Below are 19,819 nucleotides of genomic sequence, written 5' to 3' on the forward strand. Positions count from 1 at the left end.
GCCCAGGTAAACGGCGGCCGTAACTATAACGGTCCTAAGGTAGCGAAATTCCTTGTCGGGTAAGTTCCGACCTGCACGAATGGCGTAACGACTTCCCCACTGTCTCCAGGACATGCTCAGCGAAATTGAATTCTCCGTGAAGATGCGGAGTACCCGCGGTTAGACGGAAAGACCCCGTGCACCTTTACTGCAGCTTCAGAGTGGCAGTGGACAAGAACTGTGTAGAATAGGTGGGAGGCTTTGAAGCACCGGCGCCAGCTGGTGTGGAGCCATCAAGTGAAATACCACCCTGTTGTTGTTTACTGTCTAACCTCGAACCATGAAACTGGTTCAGGGACCCTCTGTGGCGGGTAGTTTGACTGGGGCGGTCGCCTCCTAAAGAGTAACGGAGGCGCGCGAAGGTTGGCTCAGGTCGGTTGGAAACCGACTGTTAGAGTGCAATGGCATAAGCCAGCCTGACTGCGAGACTGACAAGTCGAGCAGAGACGAAAGTCGGTCATAGTGATCCGGTGGTCCCTCGTGGAAGGGCCATCGCTCAACGGATAAAAGGTACGCCGGGGATAACAGGCTGATAACCCCCAAGAGCTCATATCGACGGGGTTGTTTGGCACCTCGATGTCGGCTCATCACATCCTGGGGCTGGAGCAGGTCCCAAGGGTTTGGCTGTTCGCCAATTAAAGTGGTACGTGAGCTGGGTTCAGAACGTCGCGAGACAGTTTGGTCCCTATCTGCCGTGGGCGTCGAAATTTGAGAGGAGTTGACCCTAGTACGAGAGGACCGGGTTGAACGTACCTCTGGTGTACCTGTCGTCGTGCCAACGGCGCAGCAGGGTAGCTATGTACGGACGGGATAACCGCTGAAAGCATCTAAGCGGGAAGCCTCCCTCGAGATAAGATTTCTTAGGACGGTCGGAGACCACGACCTTGATAGATCGGATGTGGAAGCGCGGTAACGCGTGTAGCTAACCGATACTAATTGTCCTATTCGCGCTTGAAGAGTCCCACCATCAACGACAACCCTGGTTGTCCAAGATGTGGATGTACCCTCAGCCTTAACATCGATTTGAAAAACTTGTGTGCACCGGCTTCATTGCTTGGTGGCTATAGCGTCTGTGACCCACCCGATCCCATCCCGAACTCGGCCGTGAAACCAGACCGCGCCAATGGTACTATCGCTCAAGCGATGGAAGAGTAGGTCGTCGCCAGGCATTGAAGCCCGTGCACACACAACCCATTCACAATGCAATGCACCCTGGCGCGGGGTGGAGCAGCCCGGTAGCTCGTCAGGCTCATAACCTGAAGGTCACAGGTTCAAATCCTGTCCCCGCAACCACACACCAAAGCCCGCTTGGTCTAACGACCTCGCGGGCTTTCGTGCGTCTGGGGCACTCGAAATGGCCTCACCGCCGATGCGGTCGCGCCGGGCCCCGCACGACTCCTCAGCCGAGCCAGCGCCATGCAGCGCGCTCACCCAACTGGACCCGGCCTCCGTCGGGGCGCGAAGAGGGCTTCTGGAAGACAGGAGCGCCCTGGATCTCCGGGTACCTCGGCCGGTCGGGCGTCCGGCGGTGGTGGCGACTTCGCGAAGGATCCTCGGGGAGCTGCTGCTTCGTCTTAAGCGCCTGGTCAGGCTACGCGACTTCCTGTGCTGCCAGATGTGAATCGGAGTGGCGTTAGTGGCACCGGTAGCCATTGGACGAGCGAGAGAACCTCCGCCTGGGTAACGCATCGGCAGATTTGTCGTGCGGCCGAAATCAATCTGTGACATCTACGTGAATTCTAGTTGGCTTATTAATCAACGCCCGATAATGGGAGCGCTACCGTGGAGAGCCGCCCGGTAAGCGGTGGCAGCCACTGGCATGGGGAGGACTTTTGCAATGATTTCTCGCTGGCATCGTTCACGCTCGGTGCAGGCAGCGGCGCTTCGGATGGGCGCCTCCGCGGTGGCACTGGCCGCGGTGGGGTCGGCACTGCCGGCCTGGGCACAGGTTCAGCAGGATACGCCCGACGCGACTCAGCAGGCTGCTGGGCCGGAGGCGGAAGCCGCTGGCGGTGATGAGATCGTGGTGACCGGCCGTCGCGCCGCGCTGGAGGCCGCGGACGACCGCAAGCGCCGCAGCGAGACCATCGTCGACTCCGTCGTGGCGGACGACGCGGGCAAGCTGCCCGACAATTCGATCACCGAAGTGTTGCAGCGCGTCTCGGGCGTGTCGATCGTCCGCTTCTCGGCGTTGAACGATCCCGATCACTTCTCCGCACAGGGTTCGGGCGTGCAGGTGCGCGGTCTGTCGGGCGTGGCTTCGCGCCTCAACGGCCGCGAGATCTTCAGCGCAAACGGCGGTCGTGCGCTGCTGTGGGGCGACGTCACGCCCGAACTGATGAGCGCCGTGGACGTCTACAAGGCGTCGACCGCGGACCTGATCGAGGGCGGCACCGGTGGCCAGATCGACCTGCGCACGCGTCTGCCGTTCGACTATCGCGACCAGGACCTCCACATCGCGGCGACCGGCGAGCTCAGCCTGGGCGACCTGGCGCAGAATGCCGACTACGCCGGGTCTATCCTTGTCTCGAAGAACTTTCAGACGGGCATCGGCGACATCGGTGTCATGGTCGATGTGGCGCGCAGCCGCTTCACCCAGCTGTCGCAGTTCTTCCGCGTCGAGCCCTATTTCCGCACCCGCCTGGAAGGGGACGATTACTACGTCCCGGGCGGCTATGCGTACGGCGACGAGCGTTTCCAGCGTGATCGCACCGGCATCTACGGCGCTGTCCAGTGGTCGCCGTCGGACGCCTTCACCCTGACGGGCACGTTCTTCCAGTCGCGCTACGAGAACCTGTCGAGCGACTATGGCGCGCAGGTCGCGTCGCAGGTGCTGGCGGTGAACCCGTCCGAATCGCAGTTCGACGAGAACGGCCTGCTGGTTTCCAGCCCGTCGGTGTTCGTGCGCGACCAGAGCACCTTCCTGCCGAGCGGCGGCTCGATCGTCAGCGGCGGCAACAAGGGCGTCTGGGATAGCGAAACCGTCACCCGCGACTATTCGCTGGCCGCGCAGTTCACCCCGGCCGACAGCCCGCTGTCGATCAAGGGTGCGATCCAGCGCGTTGAGTCTACCAATGAGCTCAACCGCCTCGACGTGTTCCGCGACCTCAACTTCCCGACCAGCTTCGGCTTCGACCTTTCGGGCGATCTGCCGGTCGTCAGCGTGCCCGCAGGGTCGCAGGCGATCTTTAACGATCCGTCGAACTATCTCTGGTCGGCGTCGATGCCGCACAACGAGAACAACAAGGGGCGGCTCGACTCCGCGAACCTCGACCTCGAGTACAGCTTCGACGACAGCTTCTTCCGTTCGGTGAAGGCTGGCGCCCGCTGGTCGGAGCGGACCGAGCGCGACTACAACAACGGCTACAACTGGGCGGCACTCGGCCGCGGCTGGAATGGCGATCCGCAGCTCACCTTCGCCAATGCGGCGCCGGGTGACATCGAGCGGCACACCTTCAAGAACTTCTTCCGTGGCGACGCGGTCATTCCCGGCGAACTGCTGTTCCCGTCCTATGATCTGGTCAGCCGCCTGGATCGCGAAGAGCTCACCCATTCGCCGCCGGCCGGCTTCTGCGGTCCGCAGTTCGTGCCGGCTCCCACGCCGGAAAACCCGAATGCGGTGACCACGCCGCCGCTATGGAACAACTGCTCGGCTTCGGGCCAGCTGCCGACCACCGGCTATGGCGGCCAGAGCGGTATTCGCCCGGTCGGGTTCGTCCTGCCGGACGATCTGACCGAATACCGCACCGAGACCTGGGCCGGCTACGCACTGGCGCGGTTCGGACGGGAAGGCGGTGCCTTCTCCGGTAACGTCGGCGCGCGTCTGGTGCACATCGACAACAACAGCAGCGGCTATTTCCAGCAGAACGTCGTCACGTTCATCAACAGCGCCGGCCAGACCGTGACGCTGGCCCAGGAAGCGAATGTCGTGTCCGATGGCGCGAAGTTCACCCGGGTGCTGCCGTCGGTGAACCTCGAATATGCGCTGGCCGACACGGTCAAGCTCCGCGGCGGCTACAACATCACCTTGGACAACCAGAGCTTCACCGCGCTGCGTTCCTCGGGCACGCTGGGCGTGGCGACCTCGACCAACCCCGTGTCGGGCCAGCCCGGCATTTTCACCAACTTCACCTTTGAGAGTGGGGATCCGACGCTCAAGCCGACCACGGCGCACAACTTCGATCTGTCGCTGGAATATTACGGTCCGAACGGCCGCAGCTTCCACATTGCGCCGTTCTACAAGCGGTTGCTCGACACGGCGGTGTTTTCGCTGACGCAGGTGCCGGTCAATGTGGTGTTCCAAGACGGTACCAGCATCGACACGACGGCGTCCGCAAGCATCTACCGCAACTCGGACGAGGCGGCAGAGATCAAGGGCATCGAAGTCGGCGGACGGTATTTCTTCGACATGCTGCCCGGTTGGCTCTCCGGCATCGGTGTCGAGGCGAACTACACGTTCATCGACAGCAAGAACCCGGGTGACGTCTATCGCGACATCAACGGCGCGATCCACAATGATGCGCCGCTGGCCGGCCTGTCGAAGCACAATGTGAACGCGACCTTCCTGTACGAAAAGGATCCGTTCTCGCTGCGTATCGCCTATACCTGGCGGTCGAAGTACCTGCAGTCGACCAATGCGTCCGGCACCAACCCGACCTACGCGTTCTACAGCGCGCCGGGCGTGATCTACAATCCGACCACCGGTGCGACCGGACCGGATGCGGGCACGCAGATCGCGCTGCCGACGTACAGCGACTCCTATGGCCAGCTCGACGCGGGCATCCGCTTCAAGGTGAACGACAACTTCTCGTTTGGGATCCAGGGGCAGAACCTCACCAACGCCACCCAGCGCACGCTGATGGGCGGCTATCCCGGCGGCAAGCTGGTCGGCCGCAGCTGGTTCCAGAGCGATCGCCGCATCGCAACCAGCATCAGCCTGGTGTTCTGACCTAGTGGTGGCGCCGGGATACACCCCGGCGCCACTCCTGCTGCGATAGAGGGGCGCCATGCGCAAACGCTTGCTGATCGTCGGCGGCGGTACGGCCGGCTGGCTTACCGCGGGCTACCTCGCCAAGCGGCTGAGCACCGACCTGCCCGGCGGGGCCGCCATCACGCTGGTGGAGTCGCCGGAAATCGGCATCCTCGGGGTAGGCGAGGGGACCTTTCCCACCATTCGCCGGACGCTGAAGACGATCGGCATCAGCGAGGTCGACCTCGTCCGCAAGTGCGGTGCGAGCTTCAAGCAGGGCGCCAAGTTCGCGCACTGGCGCTTCACGCCCGGGGCGCCCGGCCCGGATCATTACACCCACCCGTTCCAGCTGGCCCAGGCGGACAACGGCCTGGATCTGCTGCCCTATTGGCTGCTGGGCCACGGGGGCGAGGCGAACTGGGACGAGGTGTGCAGCCCGCAGAAGAAGGCGGCGGATGCGCACCGTGCGCCCAAGCTGCCGAGCCACCCCGATTACGTGGCGCCGTTGAACTATGCCTTCCACTTCGACGCCGTCGCGCTGGCCGGGCTGTTGCGGGACAAGGCGGTGGAGAATGGCGTCACCCACCTGATGGATCGCGTGACGCAGGTCCATGTCGGCGAGGACGGCGCGATCGCCGGCGTCGACACCGAAGCCAACGGCCGTCTTGACGCCGATCTCTACATCGACTGCACCGGCTTCCGCGCCGAGCTGATCGGTAAGGCGCTCGGCCAGCCGTACCGGTCGCGCCGCGACGTGCTATTCTGCGACAGTGCACTGGCAATCCAGGTGCCGTACCGGGACGAACGCGAGCCCATCGTCTCCTACACGCTCGCAACCGCGCAGGAGGCGGGCTGGATGTGGGACATCGGCCTCGATCGCCGTCGCGGCATCGGCCATGTCTTTTCCTCCGCCCACACCGATGACACGCGCGCCGAGGAGCTGTTGCGCGCCTATGTCGGCGACGTCGGCGGTGACCAGGAGGTCCGCAAGATCCGCTTCGAGGCGGGCTATCGCGAGACCAACTGGCACAAGAACTGCGTCGCCATCGGCCTGTCGAGCGGCTTCTTCGAGCCGCTGGAGGCGACCGGCATCGTCTTTTCGGAAGTGGCCGCGGGCCTGGTTGCCAACCTGTTCCCCTGGGGCGGCGACCACGAGACGTCGGCGCGCCAGTTCAACGCCAACATGCTCCAGCGCTACGAACGTGCGCGCGATTTCATCAAGCTGCATTACTGCATCTCGGAGCGCCGCGATTCCGAGTTCTGGCGCGACAATGTCGCCGCATCCTCGATCCCGGACAGCCTGCACGACCTGCTCGACCGCTGGCGCTTCCGCCCGCCGACCGAGATCGACATCGACACGAACGTCGACATCTTCACCGAGGCGAGCTGGCAATATGTCCTGTACGGCATGGGCTGGAAGACCGATCTGTCCGCCCGCGCCGGTGCCTACCGCTACGTCGAGGACGCGCGCCGCGCCTTTGCGGAGGTGGAGCGGCAGGCGGCGTTCGCGATCGCCAACCTGCCGAGCAACCGCCAGCTGATCGACTACGCCCGCACACGCAGCTTCGGCCCCCCGCAGGGCGTCGCGAGATGACGGCGAAGCCGCTCGACCGGGTCGTCATCGTGGGCGGCGGGGCGGCCGGGTGGATGACCGCCGCGGTGCTCGCGCGGCTGACGGCGGCGGGCACGTCGGTGACGCTGGTCGAATCCGAGGAGATCGGCACCGTCGGCGTGGGCGAGGCGACGATCCCGCCGCTCCTGGATTTCAACCGCTTCCTCGGCATCGACGAGGACGCCTTCGTTCGCGCGACCGGGGCGACGTTCAAGCTGGGCATTGAGTTCGTCGACTGGGCGCGCCGCGGGGAGCGGTACCTCCACCCGTTCGGCACGTTCGGCCGGGACGTCCAAGGGATCAAGTTCCACCAGCTCTGGCTCCGGCAGGCGCGGGTGGACCCACCGATCGCGGACACCGGATCGTTGCACGATTACTGCCTGGCGTCGGTGGCGGCACGGATGGCGCGGTTCACCCGGCCGAGCGGCGATCCGGCCGCGGTGCTTTCGTCTTTGCGCTACGCCTTTCACTTCGACGCCGCGCTCTATGCCCGCTTCCTGCGCGGCATCGCCGAGCGGGGAGGCGTCGTGCGGGTCGAGGGGCGGGTCGCCCAGATTGATCTCGCGCCGGAAGACGGCTTCATCCGCGCGGTGCAGCTTGCGGACGGGCGCCGGATCGAAGGCGATCTGTTCGTGGATTGCAGCGGCTTCCGGTCGCTGCTGCTCGGCGAAGCGCTGGGCGTTCCCTTCACCAGCTGGCAGCGCTGGCTCCCTTGCGACCGGGCGCTGGCGGTGCCGAGCGCTTCTGCGGGCCCGCTGCTACCGTATACCCGCGCGACGGCGGAGCGGGCGGGCTGGCGCTGGCGTATCCCGCTCCAGCACCGCACCGGCAATGGCCATGTCTATGCCAGCGCCTTTGCCAGCGACGCGGAGGCCGCCGACACGCTGCTCCAGGGACTTGACGGCGCGCCTGCTGCCGAGCCGCGCCCGCTGCGCTTCGTCGCCGGCATGCGGGAGCGCCTGTGGGAGCGCAATTGCATCGCGATCGGGCTGGCGGGCGGGTTCCTGGAGCCGCTGGAATCGACCAGCATCCACCTGATCCAGTCCGGCATTACCCGTCTGATCAGCCTGTTTCCCGACAATGGTCATGCCCCGGTCGAGCGGGAGGCCTATAACCGGCTTGCCCGGGCCGAGTATGAGCAGGTCCGGGACTTCCTGATCCTCCACTATCACGCCACGGAGCGCGACGATTCGGACTTCTGGCGCCATTGTCGCACCACGCCGCCGCCGGACAGCCTGGCGTACAAACTCGAGCTCTGGCGCGCTCGCGGCCGCGTGCTGCCCGAGGCGGGCAGCCTCTTCACCGAGGACAGCTGGATCGCGGTGCTGATGGGCCAGGCGGGCGCGCCCGCGTCCGTTGACCCGCTGGTCGCGACGCTGCCCGTCCAGGAGACGCGACGCTTCCTGCACCACCTGCGCACGGTCATCGGCCAGACCGCCGCGGCCATGCCCGCCCACGACCAGTTCATCGCCCGTCACTGCGCGGCATGATTCAGTTGGAGAGACCCATCATGACCTTCGCCCTCCGTCATGCCGGGGTCGCCGTCGCGGCACTGGCACTCGCCGCCTCACCGGCGGCGGCGCAGTCCCGCCAGATCAGCGTCGATGTCAGCAAGGCCGGTGCCCCGATCGACCGGGCGTTCGACCTGTCGGTCGGCGCGGATTACGCCGGCACGCTGATCCGCGATGACAGCCTGGCGCAGCTCAAGACGACGGTGGACGAGCTCGGCTTCCGCTACATCCGCTTCCACGCGATCTTCCACGACGATCTCGGCACCGTGAAGGTCGTGAACGGCAAAACGGTGTACGACTGGACCAGGCTCGACCAGCTGATCGACGCCTTGCTCGCCCGGCGCATCAAGCCGTTCGTCGAACTCGGTTTTACGCCCACCGCCATGGCGACGTCCAAGCAGACCTTGTTCTACTGGAAGGGCAACACCTCGCACCCGGAGCCCAAGGCGTGGGCGGCGCTGGTCGACGCCTTCGTGCGCCATGTCCGCGAACGTTATGGCGAGGACGAGGTGCGCAGCTGGTTCTTCGAGGTCTGGAACGAGCCCAATCTCGACGGCTTCTGGGAAAAGGCCGACCAGAAGGTCTATTTCGAACTCTATGAGTCGAGCGCGCGGACGATCAAGGCGATCGATCCCGCGCTGCGCGTCGGCGGCCCGGCGACGGCAGGCGCGGCCTGGGTGCCCGAGCTGCTCGCGCTCACCGCCTCGCGCAACATCCCGATCGATTTCGTAACCACCCACACCTATGGCGTGGACGGCGGGTTCCTCGACGAGAAGGGGCAGGACGACAACAAGTTGTCGACGAACCCGGATTCGGTCGTCGGCGACGTGCGCAAGGTTCGCGCGCAGATCGACGCCACGCAGTATCGCGGCATGCCGCTCTATTTCACCGAGTGGAGCGCCAGCTATAATCCACGCGACCCGGTGCACGACAGCTACGTGAGCGGTCCATTCATCCTGACCAAGTTGCGCGCCACCCGCGGCATCGCCCAGGGCATGAGCTACTGGGCGTATAGCGACCTGTTCGAGGAAGCCGGCCCGCCGCCCACGCCCTTCCACGGAGGTTTCGGCCTGATGAACCGCGAAGGCATCCGCAAGCCGGCATGGTTCGCGTACAAATATCTGAACGCGGTGAAGGGCAGGGAGATTGCCACCGGCGACACCGAGGCGCTGGGGGCTACCGAAGGTGGCAAGACCAACGTCGTGCTCTGGGCATGGCGCCAGCCGGAGCAGAAGGTGAGCAACCGCCCGTTCTTCACCAAGGTGCTGCCAGCCAAGCCGGACCAGCCCGCCGAATTGCGCTTCGCCGGCCTCCAGCCGGGTCGCTATCGGGTCGCGGTTCGGCGCGTCGGCTTCAAGGTGAACGACGCGCACACCCGCTACCTGGAGATGGGCTCCCCCAAGGATCTGAGCGCCGCACAGCTTGCCGAGCTGCAGACGTTGACGCGCGATCTGCCCGAGAAGCAGACGACCGTGCAGGTCGGACGCGACGGCCGGCACGCGATGACGGTGAAGATGCGCAGCAACGACGTGGTGCTCGTGTCGGTCGAGGCGGCCGGCGCCGCGCAGCAATAGCGTTCAGCGAGAGAGCAACATGACCGTGAACCGCCGCGAAACTTTCCTGTTGGCGCTCGCTTCGGCTGGCGCGACGCTGCCGGGCGGGGCTCTGGTGACGGCCAAGGCTGCGCCTTCCTCCACGCGCGCGCGCTGGGGGGGCACTGTCGAGGGGCAGCGCCGGGCCGATCTCGGCAATGGCACCTACCTCAATCCGGTGCTGGCCGGCGATCGGCCCGACCCGAACGTGCTGAAGGACGGGGACGACTATTATGCCGCCTTCTCGTCGTTCCTCTACTATCCGGGCGTGCCGATCTGGCATTCGCGCGACCTGGTGAACTGGACGCCGGTGACCGCCGCGCTGAACGCGCCGATCGGCAACGTCTGGGCGCTCGACATCGCGAAGCACGGCGGCCGCTACTTCATCTACATCCCCGTCTTGGACGACAACGACCCGGGCCGCGCCCTCAAGACCTATGTCATCCACGCACCCAGCATGAAGGGGCCTTGGAGCGACCCGATCGACATGCGGATCGATGGCCTCATCGATCCGGGCCATGCGGTGGGTGAGGACGGCAAGCGCTACCTGTTCTTCAACGGCGGCAACCGGGTGCAGCTGAGCGACGATGGCCTCTCGGCGGTCGGCAAGGTCGAGCATGTGTACGGGGGCTGGCCGATCCCCGAGAACTGGATCATCGAAGGTTTTGCGCTCGAAGGGCCGAAGATCACGCGCAAGGACGGCTGGTTCTACATGTTCTCCGGCCAGGGCGGCACCGCCGGCCCGCCGACCAGCCACATGGTGGTGGTCGCCCGATCACGTTCGATCGACGGCCCCTGGGAGAATTGCCCGCACAACCCGGTCGTGCGCACCGTCAGTCGCGAGGAGCCCTGGTGGTCGCGCGGCCATGCGACCGCGATCGAGGGGCCGAACGGCAACTGGTGGCTGGTCTACCACGGCTATGAGAACGGCCTGCGCACGCTGGGCCGCCAGATGCTGCTGGAGCCGATCCAATGGACCGCCGACGGCTGGCCGCGCGCCACGGGGGGCGACCTGTCGCGGCCGCTGCCCAAACCGGGCGGCGCGGGCGGCGCCCACGGACAGCCGCTGTCGGGCTTCGGCCCGGACGCGATCGGGAACAAGCTGACCTTCTGGGCACCGCGTCCGGGCTATCTCGATCGCGCGCGCATCGCCGGCGGCGCGCTGACGCTGACGGGGCAGGGGACCGGTCCGGCGGATGCCTCGCCACTGCTGTTCGTGGCCGGCGACCGCTCCTACGAGGTGCGAGTAGAGCTGGAGCTGGATGGCGCAACCCAGGCCGGCCTGATCCTGTTCTACAACGAGAAGCTGTTCTGCGGCCTCGGCGTCGGGCCGGAGAAGCTCCACGCCTATCGCATCGGCCAGGAGGAACGCTGGCCCGCCGGCGCGCCGATCGACACGCGCCGCCTGCACCTGCGGCTGGTGAACGACGAGAATGTCGTCACCTTCTACTACAGCCGCGACGGGAAGCGCTGGACCAAGGAGCGCTCGTTCGAAGTCGCCGGCTACAACCACAATGTCGCGGACGGCTTCCTCAGCTTGCGACCCGGCCTCTACGCGGCGGGCGAGGGCAAGGCGAGGTTCCGCAATCTGACCTATCGCGCGTTGCAGGGGGTAAGCGACAGCGTCCGTCCGTGATCCGGCGGCACCCCCTCGCTGGAGGCGGGGTGCCGATGCCGCTTCAGCGCGGCGGACGTGCCAGTGCCTCGGCGATGGCCTTGCGTGCGACGGGGGCCATTCGCGCATAGCCGGCCGCGTTCGGATGCAGGCCGTCGCCGGTATAGGCCTCGGCCAGCATGCCGCGCGCGTCCGCCAGCGGTGCCGCATAGTCGGCAAAGGCGTAGCCCCGCGCCGCCGCCAGCGCGCGCAATCCGTCGTTGATCGCGCGCAGGGTCGCCGGCGGACGCTCCTTGGTCATGTACCCGCGATCCTTGCCATAGTCGTTCACCGGCAGCAGCGCCCCCAACACGACGCGGATGCCCCGCGCGTCGGCGATGTCGGCCATGGCGGTGATGTTCGCGAGGATCGTCTCGGGTGTCTCAATTTGCAGGAAGCCGGACACGTCGTTGGTGCCGCCCAGGATCACCACGGCAGCAGGGCGCAGCGCCACGACATCCTGTTCGAAGCGCACCAGCATCTGCGCCGTCACCTGCGCACCGATGCCGCGATTGACGTAGGGTTTGCTGGGAAAGGCCTTGGCAAGGTCCCAGCCATCGGTGATCGAATCGCCCAGGAAAACGACCCGCTGCTCGCCGCGCGCCGGCGGGGGCATTGCGGCGTTGGCCGGGGCGTAGAGATAGCGCTCGCCAAAGTCCTGCATCAGCGAAGGGACCAGCTTCTCGCGGAATGGCCCGCCCCATGGTCCCCAGTCGCGCGTCTCGGTGACGGTGCGGCGCTCGGGGCTGCTCTGATAATGCGGTTCGTCGGCGGCAACGAGCAGCACCGCGCCGGCAAGCAGCAGCGCGATCCGCTTCATGCCGGCAGCACGCCCAGTCGCCGGGCATAGGCGGCGAACAGGTCGGGCCAGGCGGCCGCCGGCACCGTCTTGGGAAGGCGAACGCCAAAGCCGTGGCCGCCCTTGTCGAAGCCGTGGAACTCGGTCTCGCGCTGCTGGTCGAGCATCGCCTGGTACAGAGCAATGCTGTTGGCGATCGGCACCAGCCCGTCGTCGCTGGCATGCGCCAGGAAGATCGGCGGCGTGGTGGCGGTGACGCGCGTCTCGACCGAGGCGGTCCGCCGCAGCGCTTCGTCCGCGTTCTGCCCGAGCAGCGAGTCCCGCGATCCGCCGTGGGTGAAGGGCGCCGAGAGGCTGACCACCGGATAGATCAGCCCGGCAAGGTCGGGCCGGGCCGACTGCTGGTCGGCAGCGTCGACCGGTGCATAAGTCCGCTCGTCGTGCCGCGTCGCTAGACTGCCGGCGAGATGCCCGCCGGCCGAGAAGCCGAGCGCCGCCACGCGCTTGGGATCGACTCCATAGGTCGCCGCACGCGCCCGGATCACGCGCATCGCCCGCTGCGCATCCTGCAAGGGCACCAGCGCGCGATCGGCCCAGCCTTCGCCCGGCAGGCGATAGCTCAGGATGAAGCAGGTGACGCCGCGCGCGTTGAGCCAGCGCGCCTGTTCCTCACCCTCGTTGTCGATCGCGAGGAAGCCGTAGCCCCCGCCCGGCACCAGCAGCACCGCCGTGCCGTTGGGCGAGGGCGCACGCCGCACCATCAGCGTTGCCCGGTCGATGCCGGTCAGCCAGCGATCGTTGAAGCCCGGGTCCTTGGACTGTTGCGCGACCTTGCCCACCGGCAGGCGGGCGGGGGTGCCCGGCGCCTTGCCGGGCCACAGCTGGATCGTCTCCCCCCAGGCGATCGGCGCGGCATGCGCCGTTGCGCCGACGAAGGGGAGGACGGCGGCCGCTGCGAGTACCTCGCGACGCGACGGCGTCATCACTTCGCCTCGCCGCCTGCGGGGCACACCGCGCCCGCAGGATCGGTCGCGAGCCGGATGTCCGAAATTGCGACGGAGAAGGGCGCGGAGGCGTCGAGCGCGAACGGGGTCGAGACCTTGTCCACCGTCGCGCCGGCAGCGCGGAAGCACTTCAACGGTACACGCAGCACATGCCAGCCGGCGCTCCTGTCGAGCGTCGAAGCGATATCCACCCGGCCGCCGCCCAGCGCCAGCCCGATCGCACCGGTCGGCGCCTTGTCTAGGCGATAGGTGACCTGCAGGTTCAGGTCGCCGTTGGTTTCACGCGTGAGGGCGAGCTCCGGGCCGGAGATCTGCGCCGTCCCCTTGTTCTTCCAAGTCAGTTGCACCGCACCCTCCTGGGCGGTGGCGCTGTCGACCGCCGCTCGGCCGATCGCGGGATCGAGCGACAGCTGGAAGGGCGCCGGCACCCGGCCGCGCGCAAAGAACAGGCTGGTGTTGGCGAGGCTGGCGTCGATGCCGGCGACCTCGCTCAGCGCGGGCACCGTGCCCCCCTTGGCGTAGCTCAGGCCATAGCCGAACGGGAACAGCGGGTCGTAGCCGGGCGCGCCGCGGTTCAACACGAACTGCGCGGCCGTCTTGGGCCAGCTGAAGGCGAGCTTGCCGGTGAAGTCCTTCTTGCCGCCGACCAGCACGTCGGCGACGCCGGCGCCTTCCGATCCCGGGAACCAGGCGGCCACGAACGCATCCGACTGGTTGAGCTCCGGGTTCACCCACATCGGGCGGCCCGACAGGAACACCGACACCGTCGGCACGCCGGCGGCCTTCAGCTTCTTAAGCAGCGCCAGCGCCTGCTTGTCGCCCGCCTCGAACTCCAGCGAGCGAACGTCGCCGCGCATCTCGGCATAGGGCTGCTCGCCGAACACCACGATCGCGACATCGGGCTTGGTGGTGAAGCTGCCGTCCGCCGAAAGCGTCGCGGTGCCGCTGCCGGCCTTGGCCGCGGCTGCGATCCCGGCGTAGATCGAGGTTGCGCCGGGGAAGTCGGCGTTGGTGTTGCCGTCGCCCTGCCACGAGAGCGTCCAGCCGCCCGACTGGCGGCCGATGTCGTCTGCCGCTTCACCGGCGACGAGGATGTTGGCGCCCGCCTTCACCGGCAGCACACCATTGTTCTTGAGCAGCACGAGGCTCTTCGCCACCGCCTCGCGCGCCACCGCGCGGTGCTCGGCCGATCCGATCACCTGCGGACGGCTTTCATAGGGGCGCGGCGCGTCGAACAGCCCCAGCTTCATCTTCACGCGCAGGATGCGACGCACCGCATCGTCGATGCGCGCCATCGGGATGGTCCCCGCCTTCGCCGCGGCGAGGGTGGTGGTGTAGAGGCCCTTCCAGCTGTCCGGCGCCATCGCCATGTCGAGGCCCGCGTTGAAGGTCGCGGGGCAGTTCTCGTTGGTGCAGCCCTGGATCTGGCCATGGCCGTTCCAGTCGCCGACGACGAACCCGTCGAAGCCCATGCGCCCCTTCAGCACGTCCGTCAGCAGCGACTTGTTGCCGTGCATCTTGGTGCCGTTCCAGCTCGAGAAGCTGGCCATCACCGTCATGGTGCCGGCGTTCACCGCCGCCGGATAGCCGGCATTGTGGGTCGCGATAAGGGTCGCCTCGTCGACCTGGGTGTCGCCCTGGTCGATGCCGTCCTTGGTGCCGCCGTCGCCCAGGAAGTGCTTCACGCTGGCCGAAACATGCCCCTTTTGAATGCCCCAGTTCGCGGGCTTGCCCTGCAGCCCCTCGACCATTGCGCCAGCATAGGAGGCGACGACTGCGGGATCTTCCGAATAGCCCTCATAGGCGCGGCCCCAGCGATCGTCCTGGGGCACCGCCAGCGTCGGGCCGAATGCCCAGTCGATGCCTGCTGCCGCCGTCTCGGCTGCGGTCGCTTCGCCGATGCGGCGGATCAGCGCCGGGTCCCGCATCGCGCCCAACGCGCTGTTGTGCGGAAAGATCGTCGCGCCGACCACGTTGTTGTTGCCGTGTACCGCATCGATGCCGAACATCAGCGGGATGGCGACGTGCCCTGGCCGCTGCTCCAGCGCGACCGCATTGAACGCACGCGACGTCGCGACCCAGGGGGCCGCGGGGGAGCGATCGGGAGCGCCAATCGGCGGCGAGCTGCCGCCCGCCAGGATCGAGCCGAGCGGATAGGTGCGCAGGTCCTCTGGCGTGATCGAGGCGGTGTCCGCCTGGATCATCTGACCGATCTTTTCTTCGAGGGAGAGCTTGGCGAGCAGTGCCGTGATCTTCGCCTCGGTCTTGGCGTCCACCAGCGCGGCCGGGCTCTTCGCCTCGGGCCAGCGTGCCGGATCGGCGACCTGTGCTGCCGTTCCGCTTGCCACCATCCCCATCAGGGCGGCGACCGCCCAATAGCCCACGCGACGCATTCCATTCCTCTCCGGCTTTGCCCGCTCTCAACAAGAGCACAGGTCTGATACCGCTATCTACACTTGCTGCTTTGCAGATGCATCAGATGCGCCCGCGCGTCTATGGCTGCCCGCTAGGAATGATCCCCGAAGCGAGGAGGGGAAGCCTGACGAAATCTGACGTTCCTAAGACGTCGGGCGCATTGCACATCGGACATGTCACCAACACCGCAGAAGACGGGCATGAGCGGTCCAAGTGTGACTCCCGTCGGTCGTTATCACTTTAATCAGACCGTTCATCGGTTGTGTTAGCGATATCCGGCATGCCATAGACAGCAGCAAGGGCAGCAAGAGCCTAAGAACAACCAAGTGGGGAAGGCGGGGGATGATGGCGCGTATGCACTTGATGCAAACAGCCATGGTCGCGCTCGCCCTGTGCGCTGGTGTCCACGTCAGCGCTCGACCCGCTGCTTCCCAGGCTTCTCCGTACGAGTGGCGCAACGTCACGGTCGGCGGCGGGGGCTTTGCGCCCGGGATCGTGTTCAGCACCGTCGAGCGCAGGCTCGCTTACCTGCGCACGGACATGGGCGGCGCCTATCGCTGGGATGCGGCCAAGGCGCGCTGGCTGCCGCTGCAGGACGACGAAAGCGAGCCCAGCTACATGGGCATCGAGAGCATCGCCCCCGATCCGGTGGACCCGGACGTCGTCTACATGGCGGCAGGCATGAGCGCGCGGATGCCGGCGGCGATCTTTCGCTCCGCCGATCGCGGCGTCAGCTGGCGCAAGACGGCGGTACCGTTCGCGATGGGCGGCAACGAGGACGGCCGCGGCATGGGCGAACGGCTCGCGATCGATCCGAACGCGCCCGCCACCCTGTTCTTCGGCTCGCGCCACGACGGCCTGTGGCGCAGCGACGATTCGGCAGCGACCTGGCAGAAGGTGGTGAGCTTCCCGCTCCCGGGCCTCGGCAAGCCTGCTCGCCCGCGCACGACCCACGGCGGACTTTCCTTCGTCCTGTTCGATCGCGCCAGGCGCGGCCGCATCTATGTGGCGAGCGCAGACCCGGGCGCGCAGCACCTGTTCCGGTCGGACGACGGCGGCAACGACTGGCACGCTGTCGCGGGAGGGCCATCCCCCGATCTCCTGCCGGTCAAGGCGGCGGTTGGCCGCGATGGCGTCCTCACCATCACCTACTGTGACTATATCGGGCCCAATGGCATCAAGCGCGGCGAAGTCTGGCGGTACGATCCGGCCAAGAAAGCCTGGCACGACGTGACGCCGGTTAAGGGGGCGGCGGCCGTGCCCGGCGGCTACATGGGCGTGGCGGTCGCGGCGAGCGATCCGAACATCATCGCGGTCGCCACGGTGAACCGCTATCAGGGTGGCGATACGGTTTGGCGCTCGGCGGATGCCGGGCGGACGTGGCAGGAACTCTCGGGCACCAGCACGCGCGACGTGTCCGCCACGCCATTCCTCGACTTCGACAAGAAGGCCGACTTCGGTCACTGGATCGCCGGGCTTGCGATCGACCCGTTCGACGCGAACCACGCGGCGTATGTCACCGGCGCGACGATGTACGCCACCAACGGCTTCAACCAAGCCGGCACCATGCGCTGGGCGCCATGGACCAAGGGAATCGAGCAGACTGCGGTGATCACCCTCCTCAGCCCCACGGGCGGCGCGCACCTCGTCTCCGGGTTCGGCGATCTCGGCGGTTTCCGCCACGACGACCTCACCGTCTCGCCGCCGCGGGTCCACCTCAATCCGTTTCTCACCAACACCAACTCGCTCGATTACGCCGGCAAGGCGCCGGCGGTGCTGGTGCGCAGCGGCAACACGCACAAGCCGGTGGTGCCGGACACCTCGCTTGCCTGGTCCGGCGATGGCGGGACGAACTGGCAGCCGCTGCGCGTTCCGCCAAGCGAATCCACCGACGGCGCGCCCCCACCCGAACGCACCGGCAACGCCGCGATCACCGTCTCGGCTGACGGCGGCACCTTCGTGGTGGAGACTGCCCGACCCATCCTGACCCGCGACCGCGGCAAGACCTGGCTGGCGGTCCAGGGCCTGCCCTCGCGCGTCCGCGTGACCGCGGACAAGGCCGATCCCCGCCGTTTCTATGCCCTCGATTTTGCCGCGAACCATCTGGTGCGCAGCGACGATGGCGGCGCCACCTTCAAGCCCGTCGCGAGCACCGGTCTTCCCGTCGATCTGTCCGGCGCCCGCGCGATTGGGCGTGAGGCGGCCAACCCGCTGGTCGCGACGCCAGGCCGGGCAGGGGCCTTGTGGCTGCTGGTTGGAAGCGACCTCTACCGCTCGACCGACTTCGGCGAGCGTTGGGAACGCGCCACCACCGGCATCGCCATTTCGCGCTACGGCCTCGGCAAGGGAGCGCCTGGCGCGAAATGGCCCGCGCTCTACGCCATCGGCCAGCTCGGGGCGACGAAGGGCGTGTTCCGCTCGCTCGATGGCGGGGCGGGGTGGCAACGTATCAACGACGATGCGCATCAATGGGGTCTGCGCCTGCGCATGGTGAGCGGCGACCCGCGGCAGTTCGGCCGGGTCTATGTGGCGACCGACGGACGCGGGATCCTGTACGGCGATCCGAAAGAGGGGGTGAAGTGAACGTTTTCAAACTAGGCACGGCGCTTATCGCGCTCGCGAGTGCCACCACCGTAGCCGCACAGGCCGGCCCGGCAACCGAGTTGCCGCGGCTGGAGACCCGCAACGGGCGCCACGCCTTTATCGTTGACGGCGCGCCCTATCTGATGCTCGCGGCGCAGGCCAACAACTCCAGCAACTACCCCGCCATGCTCGCCGAGGTGTGGCCGACGCTCGACCGGATCAACGCCAACACGCTCGAGATCCCGATCGCCTGGCAGCAGGTCGAACCGGTCGAGGGGCAGTTCGACCTCTCGTTCCTACAGGTGCTGCTCGACCAGGCACGCGCGCACGACAAGCGCATCGTCCTGCTCTGGTTTGGCACCTGGAAGAACACTAGCTACGCCTACACCCCCGACTGGGTGAAGCTGAACCCCGGCCGCTTTCCGCGCATGAAGACGCGCGACGGCAAGGATCATGGCGTGCTCAGCGCCCATGGCGAACAGACTTTGGCGGCGGACACGCGCGCCTTCGTCAAGGTCATGGAATATTTGCGGGATCACGACCAGCAGAACACCGTCATCCTGGTGCAGCCACAGAATGAGACGGGCAGCTACCGCAACCCGCGCGACTTCGGTCCCACCGGCAACCGCCTGTTCGCGCAGCAGATCCCTGCCGCACTTGCCCGTAAAACCGGAAAGTCCGGGACCTGGTCGCAGGCTTTCGGCGCCCAGGCGGATCGCGCCTTCAACACCTGGTATGTCGCTTCCTACGTCAATGCGATGGCGGTGGCGGGCAAGAAGGTGAAGCCGCTGCCGATGTACGTGAACGCATCGCTCGCCGGGCCGTCGAACGTGCCCGACCCGGATGGTGTGGCGAGCGGCGGGCCGCAGCAGGACGTGCTCGACATCTGGAAGGCCGCCGCCCCGGCAATCGACTTCCAGGCGCCCGACATCTACGATCGCAAGAGCGAGAACATTGTCCAGTATCTCGACAAGTACGCGCGCCCCGACAATGCGCTGATGGTGCCGGAGATCGGCAACGGGAAGGAGTTCGCCCGCTTCTTCTACCCGACGATCGGCCTCGGCGGGATCGGCTTTGGGCCCTTCGGCATGGACGACACCGGTTACTTCAACTACCCGCTCGGCTCCGACCGGCTCGACAAGGAGACGCTCGACGCCTTCGCCTTGCCGTACAGGGCGGTGGGTTCGATCATGCGCGACTGGGCCCGGATCGCCGCCACCCGCCCGACCTGGGGCGCGGCCAAGCCCGACGACGGCGCCGCTGTTTCCACCGTCCTGGGCGGCTGGAAGATCACCGGCAGCTGGGGCGAGTGGCAGTTCGGCAACAAGGAGTGGACCTGGTTGAAGTCCGAGCCGGCACCCTGGGCGTCGCAGCCGATCGGCGGCCTCGCGGTGGCCCAGATGTCCGACACCGAATTCCTGCTGGTGGGCGATCACGTCCGCGTCCGCTTCGAGTCCGAGACGCCTGGCGCCATGGTGCTGCGGATCGAGGAAGGCAGCTTCGCCGAGGGCAAGTGGGTGATGAAGCGGGTGTGGAACGGCGATCAGACCGATTATGGAATCAACCTGATCGACCGGCCGCAGGTATTGAAGATCACGACGGGCCGCGCGCGCTGAATGCGCGGCCAGAGGGGATGCAGAT

The 19,819-nt window shown here is 66.8% G+C and carries 10 protein-coding genes, 1 tRNA gene and 2 rRNA genes (1 of these 13 cut by a window edge); 10 read left to right on the forward strand and 3 right to left on the reverse strand.

The genetic code is table 11. The features are described from left to right. The 8 genes from EDF69_RS08690 to EDF69_RS08725 all read left to right on the forward strand — a co-directional run. Nucleotides 1–995, forward strand: a 23S ribosomal RNA gene (locus EDF69_RS08690) (it extends 1,799 nt beyond the left edge of the window). Between the two features lie 97 nt (nucleotides 996–1,092). Beyond that, nucleotides 1,093–1,207: ribosomal RNA gene (gene rrf / locus EDF69_RS08695) — 5S ribosomal RNA — on the forward strand. 48 nt (nucleotides 1,208–1,255) lie between these two features. Next, nucleotides 1,256–1,332, forward strand: a tRNA-Met gene (locus EDF69_RS08700). A gap of 544 nt (nucleotides 1,333–1,876) precedes the next feature. Next, complete coding sequence (locus tag EDF69_RS08705) at nucleotides 1,877–4,987, forward strand: TonB-dependent receptor (protein WP_165890083.1); 3,111 nt, start codon at nucleotides 1,877–1,879, stop codon at nucleotides 4,985–4,987. 58 nt (nucleotides 4,988–5,045) lie between these two features. Next, a complete protein-coding gene (locus EDF69_RS08710) occupies nucleotides 5,046–6,602 on the forward strand; it encodes a tryptophan halogenase family protein (RefSeq protein ID WP_132884440.1) in 1,557 nt (518 codons plus the stop codon). Next, a complete protein-coding gene (locus tag EDF69_RS08715; protein ID WP_132884441.1) occupies nucleotides 6,599–8,110 on the forward strand; it encodes a tryptophan halogenase family protein in 1,512 nt (503 codons plus the stop codon). The genes EDF69_RS08710 and EDF69_RS08715 overlap by 4 nt, the downstream gene beginning before the upstream one ends. Before the next feature lie 20 nt (nucleotides 8,111–8,130). After that, complete coding sequence (locus EDF69_RS08720) at nucleotides 8,131–9,705, forward strand: GH39 family glycosyl hydrolase (RefSeq protein WP_132884442.1); 1,575 nt, start codon at nucleotides 8,131–8,133, stop codon at nucleotides 9,703–9,705. 19 nt (nucleotides 9,706–9,724) lie between these two features. Continuing rightward, a complete protein-coding gene (locus EDF69_RS08725) occupies nucleotides 9,725–11,359 on the forward strand; it encodes a family 43 glycosylhydrolase (protein WP_132884443.1) in 1,635 nt (544 codons plus the stop codon). Nucleotides 11,360–11,402: 43 nt separating this feature from the next. Here the strand turns inward: EDF69_RS08725 and EDF69_RS08730 are convergent, their stop codons facing one another. Genes EDF69_RS08730 through EDF69_RS08740 form a run of 3 tightly spaced genes read right to left on the reverse strand, consistent with a single transcriptional unit; the run spans nucleotide 11,403 to nucleotide 15,573 of the window. Further along, a complete protein-coding gene (locus EDF69_RS08730; protein ID WP_132884444.1) occupies nucleotides 11,403–12,197 on the reverse strand; it encodes a GDSL-type esterase/lipase family protein in 795 nt (264 codons plus the stop codon). After that, nucleotides 12,194–13,159 (reverse strand): alpha/beta hydrolase, encoded by a 966-nt coding sequence (locus EDF69_RS08735; RefSeq protein WP_132884445.1) that lies wholly within the window; start codon nucleotides 13,157–13,159, stop codon nucleotides 12,194–12,196. The genes EDF69_RS08730 and EDF69_RS08735 overlap by 4 nt, the downstream gene beginning before the upstream one ends. After that, the gene (locus tag EDF69_RS08740) at nucleotides 13,159–15,573 is read right to left on the reverse strand and encodes a glycoside hydrolase family 3 protein (RefSeq protein WP_132884446.1); all 2,415 of its coding nucleotides are present in this window, start codon (nucleotides 15,571–15,573) and stop codon (nucleotides 13,159–13,161) included. The genes EDF69_RS08735 and EDF69_RS08740 overlap by 1 nt, the downstream gene beginning before the upstream one ends. Before the next feature lie 517 nt (nucleotides 15,574–16,090). Here EDF69_RS08740 and EDF69_RS08745 point away from each other — a divergent pair. Together EDF69_RS08745 and EDF69_RS08750 are read left to right on the forward strand one after the other, a co-directional pair. Continuing rightward, nucleotides 16,091–18,178, forward strand: coding sequence for a WD40/YVTN/BNR-like repeat-containing protein (locus EDF69_RS08745; RefSeq protein WP_339538090.1), 2,088 nt, complete (start codon nucleotides 16,091–16,093; stop codon nucleotides 18,176–18,178). Continuing rightward, on the forward strand, nucleotides 18,064–19,794 hold the full coding sequence (locus tag EDF69_RS08750; protein ID WP_132884447.1) for a DUF5597 domain-containing protein: 1,731 nt from the start codon (nucleotides 18,064–18,066) through the stop codon (nucleotides 19,792–19,794). Before EDF69_RS08745 ends, EDF69_RS08750 begins: the two co-directional genes overlap by 115 nt. Nucleotides 19,795–19,819: the final 25 nt, after the last annotated feature.

It is taken from the genome of Sphingomonas sp. JUb134 (assembly GCF_004341505.2).
Lineage (GTDB): Bacteria > Pseudomonadota > Alphaproteobacteria > Sphingomonadales > Sphingomonadaceae > Sphingomonas.

Excerpts from the sequence above, each read along its gene's own strand:
- EDF69_RS08710 (WP_132884440.1), top strand. The coding sequence starts at position 5,046 with ATGCGCAAACGCTTGCTGATCGTCGGCGGCGGTACGGCCGGCTGGCTT.
- EDF69_RS08705 (WP_165890083.1), top strand. The coding sequence starts at position 1,877 with ATGATTTCTCGCTGGCATCGTTCACGCTCGGTGCAGGCAGCGGCGCTT.
- EDF69_RS08750 (WP_132884447.1), top strand. The coding sequence starts at position 18,064 with ATGGGGTCTGCGCCTGCGCATGGTGAGCGGCGACCCGCGGCAGTTCGG.
- EDF69_RS08730 (WP_132884444.1), bottom strand. The coding sequence starts at position 12,197 with ATGAAGCGGATCGCGCTGCTGCTTGCCGGCGCGGTGCTGCTCGTTGCC.
- EDF69_RS08715 (WP_132884441.1), top strand. The coding sequence starts at position 6,599 with ATGACGGCGAAGCCGCTCGACCGGGTCGTCATCGTGGGCGGCGGGGCG.
- EDF69_RS08720 (WP_132884442.1), top strand. The coding sequence starts at position 8,131 with ATGACCTTCGCCCTCCGTCATGCCGGGGTCGCCGTCGCGGCACTGGCA.
- EDF69_RS08725 (WP_132884443.1), top strand. The coding sequence starts at position 9,725 with ATGACCGTGAACCGCCGCGAAACTTTCCTGTTGGCGCTCGCTTCGGCT.
- EDF69_RS08735 (WP_132884445.1), bottom strand. The coding sequence starts at position 13,159 with ATGACGCCGTCGCGTCGCGAGGTACTCGCAGCGGCCGCCGTCCTCCCC.
- EDF69_RS08740 (WP_132884446.1), bottom strand. The coding sequence starts at position 15,573 with ATGCGTCGCGTGGGCTATTGGGCGGTCGCCGCCCTGATGGGGATGGTG.